At 72.9% G+C, this 21,350-nt stretch carries 17 protein-coding genes; 7 read left to right on the top strand and 10 right to left on the bottom strand.

What is annotated here, in order from left to right:
• Positions 1-82 precede the first annotated feature (82 nt).
• The gene (locus EF918_RS08820) at positions 83-988 is read left to right on the top strand and encodes an LLM class flavin-dependent oxidoreductase (RefSeq protein ID WP_125643446.1); all 906 of its coding nucleotides are present in this window, start codon (positions 83-85) and stop codon (positions 986-988) included.
• A 109-nt stretch (positions 989-1,097) separates the two neighbouring features.
• Here the strand turns inward: EF918_RS08820 and EF918_RS08815 are convergent, their stop codons facing one another.
• The 3 genes from EF918_RS08815 to EF918_RS08805 all read right to left on the bottom strand — a co-directional run bounded on the left by EF918_RS08815 (position 1,098) and on the right by EF918_RS08805 (position 6,795).
• Entirely contained in the window at positions 1,098-4,235 is a 3,138-nt protein-coding gene (locus EF918_RS08815) for a tetratricopeptide repeat protein (protein WP_125643444.1), read from the bottom strand.
• The gene (locus EF918_RS08810; protein WP_125643442.1) at positions 4,232-6,100 is read right to left on the bottom strand and encodes an HSP90 family protein; all 1,869 of its coding nucleotides are present in this window, start codon (positions 6,098-6,100) and stop codon (positions 4,232-4,234) included. Before EF918_RS08810 ends, EF918_RS08815 begins: the two co-directional genes overlap by 4 nt.
• A 155-nt stretch (positions 6,101-6,255) precedes the next feature.
• Positions 6,256-6,795, bottom strand: coding sequence for an RNA 2'-phosphotransferase (locus tag EF918_RS08805; protein ID WP_125643439.1), 540 nt, complete (start codon positions 6,793-6,795; stop codon positions 6,256-6,258).
• A 151-nt stretch (positions 6,796-6,946) separates the two neighbouring features.
• On the opposite strand from EF918_RS08805, the gene EF918_RS08800 reads away from it, so the two are divergent.
• The gene (locus EF918_RS08800; protein ID WP_125643437.1) at positions 6,947-7,693 is read left to right on the top strand and encodes an aquaporin; all 747 of its coding nucleotides are present in this window, start codon (positions 6,947-6,949) and stop codon (positions 7,691-7,693) included.
• A gap of 270 nt (positions 7,694-7,963) precedes the next feature.
• Here EF918_RS08800 and EF918_RS08795 read toward each other — a convergent pair whose 3' ends face one another.
• The 3 genes from EF918_RS08795 to EF918_RS08785 form a co-directional block, all read right to left on the bottom strand.
• Positions 7,964-8,899, bottom strand: a complete 936-nt coding sequence (locus EF918_RS08795; RefSeq protein WP_125643435.1) for a MerR family transcriptional regulator — start codon at positions 8,897-8,899, stop codon at positions 7,964-7,966.
• A gap of 158 nt (positions 8,900-9,057) precedes the next feature.
• Positions 9,058-10,827 (bottom strand): SDR family oxidoreductase, encoded by a 1,770-nt coding sequence (locus EF918_RS08790; protein ID WP_125643433.1) that lies wholly within the window; start codon positions 10,825-10,827, stop codon positions 9,058-9,060.
• Complete coding sequence (locus EF918_RS08785; RefSeq protein WP_260609997.1) at positions 10,824-11,669, bottom strand: M24 family metallopeptidase; 846 nt, start codon at positions 11,667-11,669, stop codon at positions 10,824-10,826. The genes EF918_RS08790 and EF918_RS08785 overlap by 4 nt, the downstream gene beginning before the upstream one ends.
• Positions 11,670-11,908: 239 nt before the next feature.
• Here EF918_RS08785 and EF918_RS08780 point away from each other — a divergent pair, with 239 nt between their 5' ends.
• The 5 genes from EF918_RS08780 to EF918_RS08760 all read left to right on the top strand — a co-directional run bounded on the left by EF918_RS08780 (position 11,909) and on the right by EF918_RS08760 (position 16,171).
• Complete coding sequence (locus tag EF918_RS08780; protein WP_260609996.1) at positions 11,909-12,925, top strand: ABC transporter ATP-binding protein; 1,017 nt, start codon at positions 11,909-11,911, stop codon at positions 12,923-12,925.
• Positions 12,915-13,802, top strand: coding sequence for an ABC transporter permease subunit (locus EF918_RS08775; protein ID WP_125643427.1), 888 nt, complete (start codon positions 12,915-12,917; stop codon positions 13,800-13,802). The genes EF918_RS08780 and EF918_RS08775 overlap by 11 nt, the downstream gene beginning before the upstream one ends.
• On the top strand, positions 13,799-14,710 hold the full coding sequence (locus tag EF918_RS08770; RefSeq protein WP_125643425.1) for an ABC transporter ATP-binding protein: 912 nt from the start codon (positions 13,799-13,801) through the stop codon (positions 14,708-14,710). Before EF918_RS08775 ends, EF918_RS08770 begins: the two co-directional genes overlap by 4 nt.
• Positions 14,711-14,725: 15 nt before the next feature.
• The gene (locus EF918_RS08765; RefSeq protein WP_125643423.1) at positions 14,726-15,445 is read left to right on the top strand and encodes an ABC transporter permease subunit; all 720 of its coding nucleotides are present in this window, start codon (positions 14,726-14,728) and stop codon (positions 15,443-15,445) included.
• Positions 15,446-15,535: 90 nt separating this feature from the next.
• Positions 15,536-16,171, top strand: coding sequence for a rhomboid-like protein (locus EF918_RS08760; RefSeq protein WP_125643421.1), 636 nt, complete (start codon positions 15,536-15,538; stop codon positions 16,169-16,171).
• Positions 16,172-16,338: 167 nt separating this feature from the next.
• Here the strand turns inward: EF918_RS08760 and EF918_RS08755 are convergent, their stop codons facing one another.
• The 4 genes from EF918_RS08755 to efeB form a co-directional block, all read right to left on the bottom strand.
• Entirely contained in the window at positions 16,339-17,151 is an 813-nt protein-coding gene (locus EF918_RS08755) for an HAD family hydrolase (protein ID WP_125643419.1), read from the bottom strand.
• The gene (serS, locus tag EF918_RS08750) at positions 17,148-18,425 is read right to left on the bottom strand and encodes a serine--tRNA ligase (RefSeq protein WP_125643417.1); all 1,278 of its coding nucleotides are present in this window, start codon (positions 18,423-18,425) and stop codon (positions 17,148-17,150) included. Before serS ends, EF918_RS08755 begins: the two co-directional genes overlap by 4 nt.
• Positions 18,426-18,939: 514 nt before the next feature.
• Complete coding sequence (gene pheA, locus EF918_RS08745; protein ID WP_125643416.1) at positions 18,940-19,875, bottom strand: prephenate dehydratase; 936 nt, start codon at positions 19,873-19,875, stop codon at positions 18,940-18,942.
• Between the two features lie 42 nt (positions 19,876-19,917).
• Positions 19,918-21,198: an iron uptake transporter deferrochelatase/peroxidase subunit gene (gene efeB, locus EF918_RS08740; RefSeq protein WP_125643414.1), complete on the bottom strand. Its 1,281-nt coding sequence runs from the start codon at positions 21,196-21,198 to the stop codon at positions 19,918-19,920.
• Positions 21,199-21,350: the final 152 nt, after the last annotated feature.

Genomic DNA, 21,350 nt, shown 5'->3' with positions numbered 1-21,350 from the left:
CCGGGCGGGTGCCCCGGGCGGACGCACCGGGGCGGGTTGTGGGCTGCGCGCTCGTTGCGGGCGGCGCCGTAGGCTCTGGGACATGAGTCTGCGTCTGAGCACTGTGATCCTTCCGGTACGCCGCTGGCACGAGGGAGGCCGTGACCAGTGGGTGCGGGCCGAGCAGCTCGGCTTCCACACCGGCTACACCTACGACCACCTGTCGTGGCGTTCGTTCCGGGACCGCCCGTGGTTCGGCGCGCTCCCCTCGCTGACGGCGGCGGCGACGGCCACCGAGCGGCTGCGCCTGGGCACGCTGGTCACCTCCCCGAACTTCCGGCACCCGGTGACCCTCGCCAAGGAGCTGATCTCGCTCGACGACGTCTCCGGAGGCCGGGTCACCCTCGGCATCGGCGCCGGCGGCAACGGCTTCGACGCGACCGCGCTGGGCCAGGAGCCCTGGACCCCGCGGGAGCGGGCGGACCGGTTCGCCGAGTTCGTGTCGCTGCTGGACCGGCTGCTGACCGAGGACGCCGTCACCCACCAGGGCGTCTTCTACTCCGCCGACGAGGCGCGCAACATCCCCGGCTGCGTCCAGCGTCCGCGGCTGCCGTTCGCGGTGGCGGCGACCGGGCCGCGCGGGCTGAAGCTGGCCGCGGCCCACGGGCAGGCCTGGGTCACCACCGGCGACCCCAAGCTCTACGAGTCGGGCACCCCGGAGCAGTCGCTGGCCGCCATGCGCGGCCAGCTGGAGAAGCTCGGCAAGGCCTGCGCGGAGATCGGCCGGGACGTGGAGCCGATGGAGAAGATCCTGCTGACCGGCTTCACCCCGGAGCGCAACACCGTGCTGGAGTCGCTGGACGCCTTCGTGGACTTCGCCGGTCGCCACCGTGAGCTGGGCTTCACCGAGATCGTGATCCACGCCCCGATCCCGGACTCCGACTTCGCCGCCGACGAGGCCGTCTTCGAGAAGATCGCCACGGAGGCCCTGGGGCAGCTCGGCGCCTGACCCGCCGCCCGGCCCCCTGCCCTGCGGAATCCGCCAGGGCAGGGGCCGGGGCGCACGAGCGGCCGCCCGCGCGGACGAGGCCGGGTGCCGGGCCCGCGGCCGGGGGCCGCTACTGCTCGTGCAGCGAGGCGAGCAGGTACTCCGCCTGCGGCAGCAGCCATCCGGGCGCCACGCCCTCGGGCAGGGCCCGGGCCTCCTCGAGCAGCGCCTTCAGGCGGTCCTCCGACACCGGGACCTCGCCCAGGGCCCGCTCGGTCCACACGATGCCGTTCAGGCACTGGAGCCGCTCCGGAAGGTGCTCCGGGCCCAGCTCGGCATAGAGCCCGACGGCCCGGTCCCACAGCACGACGGCCTCGTCGCGCAACGCCCGCAGCGCGGCCTCGGTCAGCGGCTCGCGCAACTCCCCCTCGCCTCCGTCGACGTCGCCGCCCTCCTCCTCGTCCTCCTCGTCGTCGACGTACGCGTCGATCCGCCGGTCGAGGATCTGGGCGAGCTGCTGCCAGGTCTGGGCGAGTTCGTAGCGCAGCTGCGGATCGTCCCCGTGCTCGGCGAGCGCGGCCCGCAGCACCTCCTCGGCCTCGTCCATCCGGGCCCGGGCCGCCGCCACCATCGCGTCGGTGGTCCCGTTCGCGGAGTCCTCGTTCAGCCGCAGCCAGGCCAGCGAGCGCAGGATCCGGACGACCGCCACGGGCGCGTCCCCGAGCTCCCGGCGCAGCCGCAGGGCCCGCTCGTACGCGGCGACGGCCTGCTCGCCCATGCCCGCCGACCGCAGGGCGTCCGCCGCTGCCTGGGCCAGATGGGCGTGCGGCCCCTGGTGCTCCCAGCCCTGGGCGGTGTCCGCCGCCCGCAGGTACTGCTCGGCGGCGCCCCGATGGTCGCGCAGCTCGGTCAGCAGGTCGCCCAGGCGCTCCCGCGTGAACACGGCCTGCTGCTCGCCGTGCTCCAGCAGGTCCGGCAACGCGGACTGGAGCACCTCGACCGCCTCCACGGTCCGCCCGTCCGCCGCGTAGGCGCGGGCCAGCCAGAGCCGGGCCTGTGCACCGCCGGCCGCGGCCAGACCGGCCTGGTCGAACCAGTGCGCGCTGTCCAGCGCCAGGCCCGCCGCCTCCGCCGGATCTCCTTCCCGGCGCAGCAGTATGTCCGCCAGGGACAGCCGCAGGGCGCCCTGCTGCTCGGCGTCGGTCAGTTCCACGGCGTGCGCCAGCGCCGCGCGGGCGGCCTCCTCGGCCTCCTCGGACCGGCCCAGCTGCATCAGGACGCCGCCGCGCGTGGCCAGCGGGTCCACCGCCAGCCACGGCCGCTCCGCCGCCACGACCCGCTCGGCGGCCGAGGCCAGCAGCGCCAGGCCGCGCTCGACGTCCCCGGCCTCCAGCGCCCGGCGGGCCAGCAGCTCCTCGGCCTCGGCGGTCTCGGCGGCCAGCTCCGGGTCCTGGCCGTGGTTCGCGACGAAGGCGCCCAGCGCGTCCGCCGTCCCGCCCCCGGTCCCTGCCCCGTCCGCCCCGGCGGGCCCGTCGGCCGTGTCCGTGGCGTCGGCCCGGCCGGTGGCGTCGAGGTACGCCTCGAAGCGGAGCCGGTCCAGTTCCACCTGGGCGGTCCGCCGGGCCCGTACCGGCTCGTCGGCGGGCAGGGCCCGGGCGTGGGCCTCCGCCGTGGCGAACAGGGCGCGGACCTCCTCCGGTCCGGCACCGGACTGCGCCGCCACCGTGGCCAGGTACAGCTCGGCCAGGACCGCCCGGTGCTCCCGCCCCGCCGCCCGGTGGGCGTCGCGGACCTCCGCGAACCGCTCCGCGGCGGTCGGGTCCTCGTCCCGGGCCGCCGCGACCACGCGGTGCTCCAGCAGGTCGGCGGCCAGGGCGTCGTCCGGCGCGGACTCCTGCCCGGGCTCCTGGGACCGGCGGTCCACCTCGTCCCACAGGGCCCGGGCCGCGGGGTGTCCCTGGGCGCGGGCCGTACGGGCCCGTGCCACCAGCTCGGCGAAGTCCTCGACGGCCGCCCGGCCCGCAGCGGCCACGGGGGCCCGCCGGTCCGCCGCGCCGGCCGTGGCCGTGCCCGAACCGGCACCCGCCGCCGTACCCGCCGCCGTACCCGCACCCGCGCCCGCGCCCGCGGACGGGCCCGCCGCCGGCTGCGGCAGCGCCGCGCTGCGCACGCCCAGCGGCAGGACGTCCAGCAGCGGCTCGGCCTCGATGCGGGCCACCAGCTCGTCGGAGACCCGGGTGTGTCCGTTGCGCACGTCGAAGCGTCGGGCGATCTCCAGGGCCTCGGCGCGCAGCACCTCGTGGAGCCCGGCCACCGTGCGGGCGCTGCCCGCGTACGGGACGGCGGGCTGCTCCCCGTGGCCCAGGGCGCTCAGCCGGTGCAGCAGGACCAGCACGCCGCCGTAGAACTCCATCTGCGACTCGACGTCCGCCAACGGCGCGAGCCGGCCGGCATGGTCGGCGAGGATCTCCAGGCCGCGGCCCTCGTTGCCGGTCAGCGCGCAGAACTCGATGTGCAGGCCGACCTCGCGCAGCAGACTGTCCTTGCCGCGCACCAAGCGGTAGCCGCGCAGGTGGTGGGCGCGCGCCTCGTCGGTGCGGCCGAGCCGGACCAGGGGCAGCAGGGAGCGCCCGAGCACCCGGTGGGGCTCCTCCATGCAGGTCTGGCTGCCGTTCAGAACGGGCTCCCACACCTCCACCGCCTTGGCGTCCTCGCCCTTGCGGGCCCAGAACCAGCCCTGGGTGTTGGTCTCGCAGGCGTGGCAGTCGCTCATCCGGTCGCGGTCGGCGGTGGCCCAGCGGCTGATGGCCCGCTCGGCCCGCTCGTCGTCGCCGATGGCGTCCGCCAGGTAGAACTCCGACTGGCGTACCGCGCGCTCGCTGTAGCCGGCCAGCCGGTAGCGCCGCTCCATGTCGTCCAGCCAGCCGGTGACGGACGCCACGGGTATGTCGGGGGACTCCACGATCCGTCCGGCCACCCACTTGAACCGCCAGAACAGCGAGTGGGTCTCGTGGGCGTCGAAGGCGGCCGGATCGCGGTCGTACTCCTGGAGCAGCCGGGCGAACGGCACCACCATGCGGGTGCGCTCGGCGCTGTACTCGTAGGCGTCGATCTGGGTGCTCAGCGCCTGGCGCAGCAGGGCGCGGTCGCCGGTCGCCTCGGCGGCGGCCGCCAGGCTCTCGGCCTGGGCGTTGCGCGCGGCGCCGTAGGGCAGCCGGTGGTTCTCCCGGAGGGCGCGCCGGATCTCGTCGGGGTTCATCGTGCTCACCTGGGGTCCTCCTGGCCGGTGACGGAGTGGGTCGCCCATTCCAGGAGCCCGAGGAAGGCCCGGTTGAGCAGGGTGGAGTCGGCGGGGCGCAGCGGCCGCTGGGACATCAGCAGGGCCTGCCCGTAGAGGGATTCGACGGCGGTGCCCGTGAGCTGGGCGTCCGGCAGGGCGGCGAGCCGTCGGACCAGGGGGTTGTTGTGGTTGAGGACCAGGCGGGCGCGCGGCGCGGAGCCGCGCAGCGAGCCGAGGATGCCGGCCCACAGGTCGTCGGCGTTCTCCACGGCGACCGCACGGTCGCGCTCCTGGCGGGCCTGCCGGTCGTCGAGGTAGAGGGCGGGGACGGACACCGGCTGGAAGGCGCGCAGCACCACGTCGCAGCTCTGCGGCTCCAGACGGGTGCGGGCGGTGGACAGGAACCCGGCCAGGGCCAGTTCGGCGGAGGTCGGGACGGGGTCGAGGCGGTCGGTGACGGCGCCGGCGTCGAGTTCGGTGACCTTCAGGCCGGGCCGTACGGACGGCAGCAGGGCCAGCAGGTCGGCGTCGTAGGTGTAGCCGGCGTTGACCACGCCGAGGCCGTGGGCCGCCGCGATCGGGGCGATCTGGCGGAACTCCTCGACGGTGCGGGTGAAGTGGATCTCGGTGTGCGCGGCGGCGAACTCCTCCAGGCTCATCGACCCGTCGCTGGTCTCGAACGGCAGCCACGGCAGCATCAGCCCCAGCAGCTCGGCGTCGTGCCGGGCGAGCGACTTCACCCCGAGGTGGTGGACGTTCAGGAAGGCGGCCAGGCGCTCCGGATCGCCGGCGGCGAGCTCGGTCAGCCAGCCGCGCACGCGGACGCCGAGGGCCTCGCGGACGGCGGCCAGCGTCTCGTCGTCGTAGAGGTTCTCGCGGGAGGCGGTGGGCCGCAGCGCGTCGGTGTCGAGCACGGCCCGGACGAAGAACGCCCAGTCCGGCAGGAGGTTGTCGGCCTGGTCGGTGAGCAGCATGCCCTTGAGGTGGACCCGGTGGCCGGCGCGGTGGGCGGGGCTGGTCGGGTCGGGCAGGACGTACGCCACACCGCGGATCCCCGCGAGGGGCAGGTCCAGGTCGATGCTGTCGAGCGGGGTGAAGCCGAAGAGGTCGGCGCAGTGCCCGGCGAGCGCGACGCGGCGGGCGGCGGGGCTGGGGTAGGAACGGTCCCACACGGCCGGCCGGTCCGTGACGGGGCGGGGCGCGCCGCCCAGGCCGTCGTCGAAGGTGATGTCGTAGGGCAGGAGGCTGCCGTAGTCGCGGGCGAGCCGCTCGACGGTGGCGGGCACCAGCCACTCCTCGGCGCCCGGGCGGGCCTGGAGGAGGACGGTGGTGCCGGGCTCGGGGCGGGCCTCGGGCGGCAGCTCGCGCACGGTGTACGAGCCGTCGTCGGTGGCGAGCCACTCGACGGGCAGGGCCTCGGGGTCGCGGGCGGACCGGGTGACGACCCGGATCTGGCGGGCCACGACGAAGCAGGCGAGCAGGCCGATGCCGAACTGGCCGAGGAACTCCCGGCGGGCGGTCTCCAGGCCGTGCTCTCCGCCGCGCTTGGAGCTGCGGCCGATGGTGGCCAGCAGGGAGTGGGCCTCCTCGGCGGTCAGGCCGATGCCGCTGTCCTCGATGGACACCTGGCCGTCGGCGGCGGTCAGCCGGATGCGGACCTCGGCCTCGGGCTGGTGGGCGTGCCGGGCGGTCACCGCGTCCACCGCGTTCTGCAGGAGCTCGCGGACGTAGACGCGGGGGCTGGAGTAGAGGTGGTGGGAGAGCAGGTCGACCAGGCCGCGCAGGTCGACCTGGAAGTTGTTGGTCCCCGGCCGGGGGTCGGTCGGGTGCGGGGCCGGCTGTGCGGATGTCATGGGGCGTCACCTCGCGTAGGCGCACTTCAGGTTCGGCGTTCGCGAGGTTCCCCCCTCATCGACGCCTGGACGATCAGAAGACTAGGGCGCGGCGCCGACAATCTCCTCCGGGTTGGCCGGGGCTGTGGAAAACCTCCGTCGGAGGGCGGCCGGGGTCAGGGAAGCCGCAGGTAGCGCGGCGGAACGGCGTCCACCAGCCAGACGCCGTTGCCGCTCACCCGGAACACGTGCCCGTCGGCGTGCATCGCGCCCGCGTCCACGGCGAGGACGACCGGGCGGCCGCGCCGGGCACCCACCCGGGTCGCGGTCTCGCGGTCGGGCGAGAGGTGCACGTGGTGGCGGCGCATGGGGCGCAGACCCTCGGCGCGAATGGCGTCCAGGGCGGCGGCGACGGTGCCGTGGTAGAGGTACGCGGGCGGCTCGGCCGGTGGCAGGTCGAGGTCCACGGGGACGGTGTGGCCCTGGTGGGCGCGGATGCGGGTGCCGTCGACGGCGAAGCGCTGCTTGTCGTTGGCGGCGACGACGTGGTCGAGCTCGGCGCGGCTGACGGGGAAACCGTGGGCGGCGGCCGCGGCCAGCAGGTCGTCGATCTCCACCCAGCCCTGGGGGTCGAGCACCAGTCCGATGCGTTCCGGCTGGTGCCGCAGGTGTTTCGAGACGTATTTGGACACCTTGACGGTGCGTCGTTCGTCCATGGGACCCAGCCTGCCTGGTCGGTGGGGGTCCGGGCAGCCGAATTCCGGGGCGCCGCCTGTCCGGGCGAGGCGGCCGGGGTGGAACCCGCCCACCGATCTTCCGTAATCCGGAATATATTTTCCATAAAATTCCTGTCCAGGGGGAGAGCCCATGTCACACCGCAGCTCATTGCCACGCCGTGCGGCGGCCGAGCTCGTCGGCACCGCCGGTCTGCTCGTCGTCGTGATCGGCTCGGGGATCCAGGCGGCCGCCCTGAGCGCGGACACCGGGGTCGCGCTCGTCGCCAACTCGCTCGCCTCGGCCATCGGACTCGGCCTGATCATCACCCTCTTCGGCCCGCTCTCCGGGGCCCATCTGAACCCCGTCGTCACCCTGACCGCCTGGTGGGGCCGGCGGACCGGCGCCGACGCCCAGGGGCTCACCGGGCGCGAGGCCCTGGTGTACGCGGCCGCGCAGACCGCCGGGGCGGTCGGCGGGGCCGTGCTGGCCGAGGCCATGTTCGGCCGGGTGCCCGGGGGCTTCGCCACCCAGGTCCGGGGCGGTGGGCACCTGCTCGTCGGCGAGGTGGTCGCCACCGCCGGGCTGGTCCTGGTCATCCAGGGCCTCGGGCGGATCGGCCGGCAGAGGCTGGTGCCGGCAGCCGTCGCCGCGTACATCGCCGCCGCGATCTGGTTCACCTCGTCGGGGTCCTTCGCGAATCCGGCGGGTACCGTCGGCCGGGCCTTCAGCGACTCCTTCACCGGGATCGCGCCGCAGTCCCTGCCCGGCTTCGTGGCGGCCCAGTTCCTCGGCGGCATCCTCGGTCTGACGCTCGCGGGCGCCCTCTACGGGGGCCGGCCCGTGGTCCGGACCACCGAGGTCGTGCCGAGCAACACGGAGTACAAGGCCGTCAGTTGAGGCTCGCGTGCGGCCGTGGCGCGTCGGAGCGTCCACATGCTGACACTTCCTCGTCCACAGGCGTATCGACTTGTCCACAGCCGATTCGCCGGTAATTGTCACCGAACAGGCGATCCGCCCTGTGGACTCAGCGGCCCGGGCCTGTGGAACCTCGCACCCCACCGGCCCGTGCGGCCCCTGCGGTCCCAGTGGGCCGTGCGGCCCCTTGCGTACCAGTGGCCTCTACGGTCCCCGTGGGCCGCGGGGGCCCTGTGGTCCGCGGGGACCCTGTCACTCCTCGGGTTCCGCCGGGCCCCGGACGCCCCGACGGGCGAGGTCGTTCAGGGTGCGGGCCTGGAGCTCCCGTTCCGTCGCGGCCCGGACGAAGGCCGCGACGTGCTCGGCACCGACCAGGTCCTGCACCGCCCGGACCGTCGCGGCCGGCAGGGCCACCGCCGCCGAGCCGGGCGGAGCCACGGCTCCGCCCGCCCCGAGGTGCTTCTGCAGGTGCCGCGTGGCGAACAGCTGCATGGCCCGGGCCAGCTCCGCGTCCACCGTCTGCTGGGCCAGCGGCCGGAGCCGGCGCACCAGCGTGGCCGCCTCCGCCGCGTCCGCGTCCGTCGGCGGGACCGGGCCCAGGTAGCGGGCGAAGACGTGCTCGGTGGTGAACTCCAGGAACCGCGAGGCGATGTGCTCCACCTGCCCGCGCAGCTCCCGCAGGTGCCCGGTGATCGCGTCCAGCGGCACCCCGGCGGCGTACAGCTCGGCCGCCACCGCCAGCTCCTGCGGCGACGGCACCAGGAACTCCTCCGGCCGGCCCGGGATCCGCTCCAGCACCCCCAGCTCGCAGGCCTCGTCCACCGCCGCGTCGTCGGGCAGGCCGCCGAACCGCTCGTCCAGCTCCCGCCGCGAGATCCTCGCCGCCTCCTCGTCGGTCCACGGCCCGTGCACCTCGGCGACCAGCCCCAGGACGCCGCCCAGCCCGCGGCCGGCGTCCCAGGCCTCCAGCAGCTCCTTGATCGAGGCCAGCGTGTAGCCGCGGTCCAGCAGATCGGCGATCTGCCGCAGCCGCGCCAGATGCGTGTCCCGGTAGACGTTGGACCGGCCGCGCCGCTCCGGCTTCGGCAGCAGCCCCCGGTCCTGGTACGCACGGATCGTGCGCACCGTCGCCCCGCTGTGGTGCGCCAGGTCCTCGATCCGGTACTCGGCCACCGCCTGATCCGACACGTCCACTCCCTACGCCATGGCGGCTCGACCGGCCGCACCCGCCGCGGCCGGGGCCGCGGGCGGGAACGCCGGGGACAGGACCGCGCCGCGCGGCGAGCCCTCCTGCGAGGGATGGTACGACCGCCGGTCGGAGCCCGGTATGGCCGTGCCGGGCCCGGTCACAGCCGGGGTTCGCGCCGGGCCAGGGCCCGCAGCGCGCCGGGCGCGAAGCGCGCCAGCCAACGCGCCCCCTTGGCCTCCGGGGTCACCGGGACCACAGCCCGGTCGTGCACCACCGCCTCCACGATCGCCTCGGCCACCTTCTCCGGCGGGAAGTTGCGCAGCCCGTACAGCCGGGAGGAACGCTCCTGGAGGCGCTTCTCCTCCGCCTCGTCCACCCCGGCGAACCGGGTCGTGGCGGTGATGTTGGTGTTGACGATGCCCGGGCAGATCGCGGACACCCCGATCGACTTCGGGGCCAGCTCCGCCCGCAGACACTCCGAGAGCATCAGCACCGCCGCCTTGGAGGTGCTGTACGCCGGCAGCGTCCGGGAGGGCAGATAGGCGGCCGCCGAGGCCGTGTTGACGATGTGTCCGCCCTGGTTGCGCTCGGCCATCTGCCGGCCGAAGATCCGGCAGCCGTGGATGACCCCCCACAGATTGACGTCCAGGACCTTCTTCCAGTCCTCCGTGGTGGTGTCGAGGAAGGATCCCGACAGGCCTGTCCCCGCGTTGTTGACCAGGACGTCGACGATGCCGTACTCGGCGGCGACCTTCGCCGCGAGCTTCTCCATCGCCTGCTCGTCGCTGACGTCCACGCATTCGCCCCAGGCCTCCGGCGCACCGATCAGCCGGGCCATGTCGGCCGTGCGCGCCGCGCCCGCGGCGTCCCGGTCCACGGCCACCACCCGCGCGCCCGCCTCGGCGAACGCGAAGGCCGTGGCCCGGCCGATGCCGCTGGCCGCACCGGTGACCAGCACGAGCTGCCCGCCGAACCGGTCGGCGTACCGGCCGGTCCCGGCCGGCTCCGGCGCCGGTCCCGGCTCCTCCGTCGCGGTGACGAACTCCGTGACCCAGCCCGCCACCTGGTCCGGCCGGGTGCGCGGGACCCAGTGCCGGGCGGGCAGGGTCCGCCGCAGCAGCTGAGGGGCCCAGCGCTCCAGGCCGTCGTAGAGCCGCTCGGACAGGAAGCTGTCCCCGGTCGGGGTGATCAGCTGGACCGGCACGTGCGCGGACGCGTCGGTGCGCGGCCGGCGCAGCCGGGGCCGGACGTTGTCCCGGTAGAGCCAGGCGCCGTGGGCCGCGTCCGAGGGCAGGGAGGCCGTCGGGTAGCTGCCGACGGGGATCTTCTCGCCGCGCTCCAGCAGCCGCGGCCACTGCTTGCCGAGCGGCCCGCGCCAGGCCAGCTCCGGCAGGACCGGGGTGTGCAGCAGGTACACGTACCAGGACCGGGCGCCCTGCCCCAGCAACTGCGCGGCCCGGCGCGGGGTCGGCCGGGTCATCCGCTGTTTGATCCAGTGTCCGAAGTGGTCCAGGGAGGGACCCGAGATCGAGGTGAAGGACGCGATCCGCCCCTCCGTCCGGCGCACCGTGGCGAACTCCCACCCCTGGACCGAACCCCAGTCGTGGCCGACCAGGTGCACCGGCCGGTCCGGGCTGACGGCGTCCGCGACGGCCAGGAAGTCGTCGGTCAGCTTCTCCAGGGTGAACCCGCCGCGCAGCGGCTGCGGGGCCTGGGAGCGGCCATGGCCGCGGACGTCGTAGAGCACGACGTGGAACCGGGCGGCCAGCCGCTCGGCGACCTCCGACCACACCTCCTTGCTGTCGGGATAGCCGTGGACGAGCACCACCGTCGGACGGTCCGTCTCGCCCAGCTCGACCACGCACAGCTCGATCCCGCCCGTGCGCACCCGGCGCTCGCGCGCCCCTGTCAGGGTCGTCCCGCTCATGCCGCCCTCTCCTCCGCCCAGCGCCGCACGTGCGGCAGATCGTCGTCCAGCCAGAACGCGCTCTCCTCGGGATCCCGGGAGTCGGTGACGACCAGGATCTCCTCGAACTTCGCCCCCGTGCCGCGGAAGCCCAGATGCGGTTCGACCGCCCACAGCCCCGGCTGCGGCGGGTGGTCCGAGAACCTGTACGGGCTCCACAGCGGGGACCAGCCCTCGCGGTGCCCGTGCAGGGCGTCCGAGGCCAGCCCCTTGAGCGCCTGGGTGCCGAACCCGAACGCCGTCGGCGACCAGCGCCGCTGCGCGACCCGGTCCACCTTGTGCGCGATCACCCCGAAGGGATAGGCCCGGTGCCGATTGGCATAGCCCTGCCGGACCATCAGCCGCTCGACGTCCTCGTAGATCTCCCGCAGCGACCGCCGCTCGCGCACCTCGGCCAGGATCAGCTCGCGGTGCTCGCGCAGGTCGCTCATCAGCCGGTCCTGCACCGGATTGAGGCCGAGGCTGCCGGAGTAGCCGATGTCCGCCGTGTAGCCGCGGTGGACCGGCGCCGCGTCCAGGATGAACGCCATCCCAGGCTCCAGCCTGCGCCCGGTGGGGAAGAACTGGAGCGGGATCTTGAAGTCCACGAACGCCGTCCGGTCCCCGAACCAGGCGAAGGGCAGGTGGAACCAGTCGCGCACGCCGTGCTCGCGCAGCCACTCGCGCTGCATCCGCGCCGCCTCGCGCTCGGTGATCCCCGGCTTCAGCCGTGCCGCGACCGCCTCCGCGCACGCGTACGCGAGCTGCTGCACTTCTCTGAACCCGCGCAGATCCGCCGAGAGTTGCCTGGTGTCCGCTGCCATGCCCGCCGCCCGTCCCGTCGTTGAGAGCCGTACGCGCCCGTAAGGTGACATTGATGAATGTGACAATGCCTGGAGATCACGTCAAGGGTCGTGCACCGGCCTGTGGAAAACCCGTCCGGACCCTCCCGGCCCGCCGCCCGGGTCAGCCTCCCGTACGGGGCACGTACGCCTGAAGGCGGAGACAGGGTCCCGCTCCAGGTCTGACGTCACTGGAGGACCCGCGCACTACCGTCGAAGCCGTGACTGTCATTGCGACCGAAAGCCTGAGCAAGCGGTACCCCCGAGTGACCGCCCTCGACCGGCTCTCCCTGGACATCGGGCCCGGCGTGACCGGCCTCGTGGGCGCCAACGGAGCCGGCAAGTCCACGCTGATCAAGATCCTGCTCGGACTGTCCCCCGCCACCGAGGGGCGCGCCGCCGTGCTCGGACTGGACGTCGCCACCCATGGCAGCGCCATCCGGGAGCGGGTCGGGTACATGCCCGAGCACGACTGCCTGCCGCCCGACGTCTCGGCCACCGAGTTCGTCGTGCACATGGCCCGCATGTCGGGGCTGCCCCCCGAGGCGGCCCGCGAGCGGACCGCCGACACCCTGCGCCACGTCGGCCTCTACGAGGAGCGGTACCGCCCCATCGGCGGCTACTCGACCGGCATGAAGCAGCGGGTCAAGCTCGCCCAGGCCCTGGTGCACGACCCGAAGCTGGTCCTCCTGGACGAGCCCACCAACGGCCTCGACCCCGTCGGCCGCGACGAGATGCTCGGCCTGATCCGACGGGTGTGGACCGACTTCGGGATCTCGGTCCTGGTCACCTCCCACCTGCTCGGCGAGCTGGAGCGGACCTGCGACCACGTCGTGGTCGTCGACGGCGGCAAGCTGCTGCGCTCCAGCTCCACCAGCGACTTCACGGCGACCACCACGACCCTCGCGGTCGAGGTCACCGACTCCGACACCCACCCCGACGGCGCCGCCGCCCTGCGCGAGGCGCTCGGCCGGATGGGTGTCACGCTCCACCGGAGCGAGGAGCAGGGCCTGCCCGGCGCCGGCCACATCCTGCTCGTGGAGGCCACCGGCGAGGCGACGTACGACGTCGTCCGCGACACCGTCGCCCAGCTCGGCCTCGGCCTGGTCCGCATGGAGCAGCGCCGCCACCACATCGCGGAGGTCTTCCGCGAGCACGACCAGGCCCAGCTCGCCCAGCAGTACCAGCAGTACCAGCAGCCGTACGCACAGAAGGGAGCCGGTCCCGATGGCGCCTGAGACGTCCACCCAGATCCACAACATCGGCTACCGGTCCTACGACGGCGCCCGCCTCGGCCGCGCCTACGCCCGGAAGTCGCTCTACGTGCAGTCCCTGCGCGGTGCCTACGGACTGGGCCGCTCCGCCAAGTCCAAGGTCCTGCCGATGATCCTCTTCGCGGTGATGTGCGTCCCCGCGCTGATCATCGTGGCGGTGGCCATCGCCGTCCCCGGCTCCACCGAACTGCCGATCAAGTACACGACGTACGCCCTGACCACCCAGGTGGTCATCGGCCTGTACCTCGCCTCCCAGGCACCGCAGTCGGTCTCCCGGGACCTGCGCTTCAAGACGGTGCCGCTGTACTTCTCGCGGCCCATCGAGCGGGTCGACTACGTGGTCGCCAAGTACGCAGCCATGGCCTCGGCGCTGTTCGTCCTCACCGCCACACCGCTGCTGATCATGTACATCGGGTCGCTGCTGGCCAAGTTCGACTTCGGTGACCAGACCAAGGGATTCGGGCAGGGAATCGTGTCCGTGCTGCTCCTCTCGCTGCTCTTCGCCGGCCTCGGCCTGGTGATGGCCGCCCTCACCCCGCGCCGCGGCTTCGGCGTCGCCGCCGTGATCGCGCTGCTGCTGATCCCCTACGGCGCCGTCTCCACCGTGCAGGCCGTCGCCTACGGCACCGGCAACACCGGCGCCATCGAGTGGCTCGGCCTGTTCTCCCCGATCACGCTGATCGACGGGGTGCAGACGGCCTTCCTCGGCGCCACCACCGCCTTCCCGGGCGGCGAGGGTGTCTCCACCGGGGTCGGCGCCGTCTATCTCCTGGTCGTCCTCGCCCTCATCGCGGGCTCCTACACCGCGCTGATGGCCCGCTACCGGAAGGCCGGGCTGTGACCGTCATCGACATCGACCACACCTCCCGCTGGTTCGGGAACGTCGTTGCCGTCAACGACGTGACCATGCGCATCGGTCCCGGCGTCACCGGACTGCTGGGCCCCAACGGCGCGGGCAAGTCCACCCTCATCAACATGATGGGCGGCTTCCTCGCCCCCTCCACCGGCACCGTCACCCTCGACGGCGCGCCGATCTGGCGCAACGAGGACGTCTACCGGCACATCGGCGTCGTGCCCGAGCGCGAAGCCATGTACGACTTCCTCACCGGACGGGAGTTCGTGGTCGCCAACGCCGAGCTGCACGGCCTCGACGACGCCGCCGCCCAGCGGGCGCTGGCCACCGTCGAGATGGAGTACGCCCAGGACCGCAAGATCGCCACGTACTCCAAGGGCATGCGCCAGCGCGTGAAGATGGCCTCCGCCCTGGTCCACGACCCCTCGGTGCTGCTGCTCGACGAGCCGTTCAACGGCATGGACCCGCGCCAGCGCATGCAGCTGATGGACCTGCTGCGCCGGATGGGCGCCGACGGCCGGACCGTGCTGTTCTCCTCGCACATCCTGGAGGAGGTCGAGCAGCTCGCCTCGCACATCGAGGTGATCGTCGCCGGCCGGCACGCCGCCTCCGGCGACTTCCGCAAGATCCGCCGCCTGATGACCGACCGCCCGCACCGCTACCTGATCCGGTCCTCCGACGACCGGGCGCTCGCCGCGGCCCTGATCGCCGACCCCTCCACGGCCGGCATCGAGGTCGACCACAAGGAGGGCGCGCTGCGCATCCAGGCCGTCGACTTCGGGCGGTTCACCGAGCTGCTGCCCCAGGTCGCCCGGGCGCACGGCATCCGGCTGCTGACCGTCTCCCCGTCGGACGAGTCCCTCGAATCCGTCTTCTCCTACCTCGTCACGGCCTGAAAGGAGCTGGCACCCATGTACAACCCCACCGTCGCCCGGCTCACCTACCGGGCCCTGCTCGGCCGTCGTCGCGCGCTGATCCTCTTCGCGCTGCCGGCCCTGCTCCTCGCCATCTCGCTGGCCGTCCGCCTGCTCACCGGGGTCGACGACAAGGTCGCCGCCGATCTGCTCGGCGGGTTCGCCCTGGCCACGATGGTCCCGCTGATCGGGGTCATCGCCGGTACCGGAGCCATCGGACCGGAGATCGACGACGGCTCGATCGTGTACCTGCTCGCCAAACCGGTGAAGCGGCCCACGATCATCATGACCAAGCTGATCGTCGCCATCGCCGTCACCATGGCGTTCTCCGCGATCCCCACGCTGATCGCCGGCTTCATCCTCAACGGCAACGGCCAGAACATCGCCATCGCCTACATGATCGCCGCGCTCGTCGCCTCGATCGCCTACAGCGCGCTGTTCCTGCTGCTGGGCACCGTCAGCCGGCACGCGGTCGTCTTCGGCCTGGTCTACGCCCTGATCTGGGAGTCGCTCTTCGGCAGCCTGGTCGACGGCGCCAAGACCCTCAGCGTCCAGCAGTGGTCCCTCACCCTGGCCGAGAAGGTCGCCGGGCAGGGCTACGTCGACTCCGCGGTCGGCATGCCCACCGCGGTGGTCCTGCTCCTCGTGGTCACCGTCGGCGCCACCGTCTACGCCGGCCAGCGGCTGCGCAGCCTCACCCTGGCCGGGGAGGAGTGACCGCCCGGCCTCCCGGCTCACCGTGACACGGCTGCCCCGCCCGGCCCACCGGCCAGGCGGGGCAGCCGTGTCACGGGTGATGATCGGAGCATGTTGCCGCACACCGAGCCCGAGCCGTCCCGGCCCTTGCGGTCGTGGATCCGCTCCACGCCCGGTACGCACATATGGCTGCTGATCATCGCGATCACCAGCCTCATCGTGGTCATCGCTCCGGACCGGGTCGAACACGTCCTGCTGCACCGCAACAGCAGCAACATCCACGAGCTGAACCACCACCCGTTCCGGGCCCTGCTCAGCAGCGCCTTCTGGATCGAGAACCCGGCCTCCCTCCCGCTGTACGCGGTGCTCTTCGAGGCCTTCCACGCCCCCGTCGAACGCTGGCTGGGCACCCTGCGCTGGCTGCTGATCGTCGCGACCGCCCATGTCACGGCCACCTTGATCAGCCAGCGGGTGGTCCTCATGGCCATCCAGGACCACCGCGCCCCCCGCAGCATGGTCCATGTCGTCGACATCGGCGTCAGCTACGGCCTCGCCGCCTCGATCGGCGTCCTCACCTACCGGCTCCCCGGGCCCTGGCGCTGGCTCTACCTCGCCGGCGCCGTCGCGTTCTTCGGGGTTCCGCTGCTCACCGGTGCCAGCTTCACCGACCTCGGCCATGCGATCTCCCTGGCCGTCGGTCTCCTGGCGTGGCCGCTCACCCGCCACCCCGTTTCACGTGAAACATGAGCCGTGGAACGCCCGTGGCGCCGGATGCACGGCTGTTGCACCGAAATTCACTGGTACGGGACCGGGGGCGGAGGCACAGTGGATCTCGCGGGGAGCAACAAAAGGTCCGGGGCAGCCACTTCGAGCGCGCCGTACGGCGCGGGCTGTCCCGGACCTCCCGAGCACTGCTAGGCGGCGCCGAGCAGGCGCTCCAGCACCACCGCGATGCCGTCCTCCTCGTGGGAGGTCGTCACCTCGTCGGCCACGGCCTTCAGATCGGCATGGGCGTTGGCCATGGCCACACCGTGCGCGGCCCAGCCGAACATGGGGATGTCGTTGGGCATGTCGCCGAAGGCGATCGTCTCCGCGGCCTTCACCTTGAGCCGGCGCGCGGCCAGCGACAAGCCGGTCGCCTTGCTCAGCCCCAGCGGCAGGATCTCCACTATCCCCGGCCCGGCCATCACCACGTCGACGAGGCTGCCCACGGTGTTCCGGGCCACCTGCACGAGCGCGTCGTCATCGAGCTCGGGGTGCTGGACGTAGAGCTTGTTCAGCGGGGCCGTCCAGACCTCGGTGGTGTCCTTGAGGTAGACCGCCGGCAGTCCCTCCTGGACCCGGTAGCCGGGCCCGAACAGCACCGCGCCGTCCACCCCGTCGCGGCTGGCCGCCAGCGCCAGGGGGCCCACCTCGGCCTCGATCTTGGCCAGCGCCAGCCCGGCCAGCTGCCGGTCCAGGGTCACCGAGGTGAGCAGCTTGTGCGCGCCCGCGTCGTAGAGCTGTGCCCCCTGCCCGCAGACCGCCAGGCCCTGGTAGCCGAGGTCGTCCAGCACCTTGCGGGTCCACGGCACCGAGCGGCCGGTGACGATGATGTGCAGGGCACCCGCCGCGGTGACCGCGGCGAGCGCCTCCCGGGTCCGCTCCGAGACGGTGTCGTCGGAACGCAGCAGCGTGCCGTCGAGATCCGTCGCGACCAGCTTGTACGGGAAGGGGGCGTGGCTCACTTGGCGATCGGCTCCAGCACCTCGCGGCCGCCCAGGTACGGACGGAGCACCGCGGGCACCCGGACCGAGCCGTCGGCCTGCTGGTGGTTCTCCAGCAGCGCCACGATGGTGCGCGGGACGGCGCACAGGGTGCCGTTCAGCGTCGCCAGCGGCTGGGTCTTCTTGCCGTCGCGGTAGCGGACGGACAGGCGGCGAGCCTGGAAGCCGTCACAGTTCGAGGCGGAGGTCAGCTCGCGGTACTTGCCCTGGGTGGGGATCCACGCCTCGCAGTCGAACTTGCGGGAGGCGGAGGCGCCGAGGTCACCGGTGGCGACGTCGATCACCTGGAACGGCAGCTCCAGGGAGTTCAGCCACTGCTTCTCCCAGGCCAGCAGGCGCTGGTGCTCGGCCTCGGCGTCGTCCGGAGCGACGTACGAGAACATCTCGACCTTGTCGAACTGGTGGACCCGGAAGATGCCGCGGGTGTCCTTGCCGTACGTGCCGGCCTCGCGGCGGAAGCACGGGGAGAAGCCGGCGTAGCGCAGCGGCAGCTTCTCGGCGTCGATGATCTCGTCCATGTGGTACGCCGCGAGCGGGACCTCGGAGGTGCCGACCAGGTAGAAGTCGTCCTTCTCCAGGTGGTAGACGTTCTCGGCGGCCTGGCCGAGGAAGCCGGTGCCCTCCATGGCGCGCGGGCGGACCAGCGCGGGGGTGAGCATCGGGATGAAGCCCGCCTCGGTGGCCTGCGCGATGGCCGCGTTGACCAGGGCCAGCTCCAGCAGCGCGCCGACGCCGGTGAGGTAGTAGAAACGAGAGCCGGAGACCTTGGCGCCGCGCTCGACGTCGATGGCGCCCAGCAGCTCGCCGAGCTCCAGGTGGTCGCGGGGCTCGAAGCCCTCGGCCGCGAAGTCACGGATCGTGCCGTGCGTCTCCAGGACGGCGAAGTCCTCCTCGCCGCCGACCGGCACGTCGGGGTGGACGATGTTGCCCAGCTGGAGCAGCAGCCCGCGGGCCGCCTCGTCGGCCTCGTTCTGCTCGGCCTCGGCCGCCTTCACGTCGGCCTTCAGCTGCTCGGCACGGCGCAGGAGCTCGGCGCGCTCCTCGGGAGTGGCCTTGGGGATCAGCTTGCCGAGGGTCTTCTGCTCGTTGCGCAGCTCGTCGAAGCGCACGCCGGACGACCTGCGGCGCTCGTCGGCGGAGAGCAGTGCGTCGACGAGACCGACGTCCTCTCCACGGGCGCGCTGCGAGGCGCGGACACGGTCAGGGTCTTCACGGAGCAGCCGAAGGTCAATCACCCCTCCAGGCTACCGGCAGGGGCTTCGGTGGATCACACCGATATCACGCTGCGTGTCGCTATGTCCCAATTGCCGCGAATGTAAAAATGTTCAAGGCTGGCCGGAACTGGACGTTCTCCGCCGGTCAATAAAAGGGGGGCGTTTCCCCGGAAAGGGGACCGTCCGGACGGGGGTGGCGCCCTGTGACCAGTGGCTTGTCCACAGGAATGGGGGCTGCGCACCCCCTTATCCACAGGCTGTGGCCCGCTTCTGTGGACACGAAAAGCGATCATTCCTGATCGCCGGGAGAGCATACCGATTCATGGTTCAAACCCACCTCACACACTCATTCGGGTGGGAATGGCTCGCTCCAAAGAGTTGATCGGCGGTACGGGGATGACACCGTTCACCTGCCGCTCGCTCTTGCGAAACCTCAATCCTCGACCGATATGTCGACCTTGCCGTGCGGAAGTGTCGACTAGTCCACAGGTCTCCACCCAGTCCTGTGGATAACTCTGTGGACAACAGGAAGGGCTCAGCCCCGGCCGTCGAGACAGCGCGTCAGCCAGTCGGAGGCCGCCGTGAAGTCACCGTCCGAGGTACCCGCCCGTGCGGGCCGGACGTCACCGGGAGTAACGCCCGCCCTCGGGTACGACCCGAGGAAGCGGACCTGCGGGCAGGTGCGCTTGAGACCCATCAGGGCCTCGCTGACCCGGCGGTCGGAGATGTGGCCCTCGGCGTCGATCGCGAAGCAGTAGTTGCCGATGCCCGCGCCCGTCGGCCGGGACTGGATCAGCATCAGGTTGACCCCGCGGATGGCGAACTCCTGCAGCAGCTCCAGCAGCGCACCGGGGTGGTCGTCGCCGAGCCAGGCCACCACGGAGGTCTTGTCGGCGCCCGTCGGCGCGGCGGGCCGGGCGGGCCGGCCGACCAGCACGAACCGGGTCTCGGCGTTCTCCGCGTCGTGGATGTCGGTGACCAGCGGCGTCAGCCCGTAGGTGGCCGCGGCGAACTCGCCCGCGAAGGCGGCGTCGAAGCGGCCCTCCTGCACCAGCCGGGCGCCGTCGGCGTTGGAGGCCGCCGACTCCCACAGGGCGTCGGGCAGGTTCTCCCGCATCCAGTTGCGCACCTGCGGCTGGGCGACCGGGTGCCCGGTGACCGTCTTGATGTCCGACAGCGCGGTCCCGGGCCGCACCAGCAGGGCGAACGCGATCGGCAGCAGCACCTCGCGGTAGATCATCAGCGGCTCGCCCGAGGCCAGCTCGTCGAGGGTCGCGGTGACCCCGCCCTCCACCGAGTTCTCGATCGGCACCAGAGCGGCCGCGGCCTCACCGTTGCGTACGGCGTCCAGGGCGGCCGGCACCGAGACCATCGGGACGAGCTCCCGGGTCGCGGCTTCCGGCAGGGTGCGCAGGGCGGCCTCGGTGAAGGTGCCCTCGGGACCGAGATAGGTGAAACGGGTGGCCGACATGCGGTCAGCCTAATGCCGCGGGGGGCCGTTTCGCGGTGCTGTTCATCCTTCGAGCAGGTGTGCGCCGACGTATTCACCGGGCCGCGGGCCGGGCGGCACCGCATACAGGCCACTGGCCTCGTGCCGGACGAACTCCGACAGCGCGTCCCCCCGGTCGAGCTTGCGCTGTACGGGTACGAAACCCCGCAGCGGGTCGGCCTGCCAGCAGATGAAGAGCAGCCCCGCGTCCGGGGTCCCGTCCTCGCCGATCCCGTCGTGGTACGAGAACGGCCGCCGCAGCATGGCCGCCCCACCGTTCTGCTCGGGCGCCGAGATCCGCGCGTGGGCGTTGGCGGGGATCACCGTCCTGCCGTCCGGGCCGATCCGGTCGAGGTCCAGCTCGGTGGTCTCGGTGCCCCCGGTCAGCGGCGCGCCGTCGGCCTTGCGGCGCCCGATGACCTGTTCCTGCTTCTCCAGCGACTGCTTGTCCCAGTCGTCGAGCAGCATCCGGATGCGCCGGACCACGGCGTACGAGCCCCCGCCCATCCAGGCGTGCTCGGCGGGGCCGGGGCCGCTGCCGGGCACGAAGATCCGCTTGTCGAAGTCGGGATCGGACGGCTTGGGATTGCCCGTCCCGTCGACCTGGCCCATCAGGTTGCGGGCGGTCATGGGCCGGGCGGTGGCGCCGGGGGAGCGGTTGAAACCGTTCATCTGCCAGCGCACCCGGGCGGCGTCCCCGGCGTCCTTCTGCAGCGCACGCAGGGCGTGGAAGGCCACCAGCCCGTCGTCGGCGCCGATCTGGATCCACAGGTCGCCGTTGCTGCGCCGGGGGTCGAGCCGGTCGGCGGAGAAGTCCGGCAGCGGATCCAGGGCGACCGGGCGGCGTGCGACCAGGCCGGTGCGGTCGAAGAAGGAGTGACCGAAGCCGAAGGTGACGGTCAGGGAGCTCGGACCGGCGTCGAGCGCGACCCCCGTGTCGGCCGTCGGCGCGGTCTCCCCGGCCATCAGCCGGCGGGCGGTCTCCGACCAGCGGCGCATCAGGGCGACGGCCTCCGCCCGCCCGGCACCGGGCGCCAGGTCGAAGGCGACCACATGCCCCTTGGCCTGCAGCGGGGTGGTGATCCCGGCCTGCCGGGCGCCGTGGAAGGCCACCTGGGTGGCCCCGAGCGAGGTCAGGGCGCCGGGGGCGCCCGTACCCCCTGCCGGGGCCGTCCCGTCGGAGACGGCGGACTGCACCAGGGCGCCGCCGGTGGCGCCGAGAGCCAGCCCGGCGGCGCCCGCGGCGCCGACGGTGCCCAGCAGGCGGCGTCGGGAGATCTCGATGTCGGGGGTGCTCTCGGTCACGCTGTTCAGCCGATCTTCACGGTCTTCTGGACGGTCGTCTGGTCGATGTCCGACGTACGGACGGTCACATCGATGCGCCACTCGCCGGCCAGCGGGAGCTGGACGCCCGAGGCGGTCCAGTGGCCGGGGGCGGCGCGCTCGGGGACGAGGGG

This window comes from Streptomyces sp. WAC06614, assembly GCF_003949795.1.
GTDB lineage: Bacteria > Actinomycetota > Actinomycetes > Streptomycetales > Streptomycetaceae > Streptomyces.
Note: the sequence above shows the minus strand (reverse complement) of the source record. Positions and strands in the feature narration are given on the sequence as shown.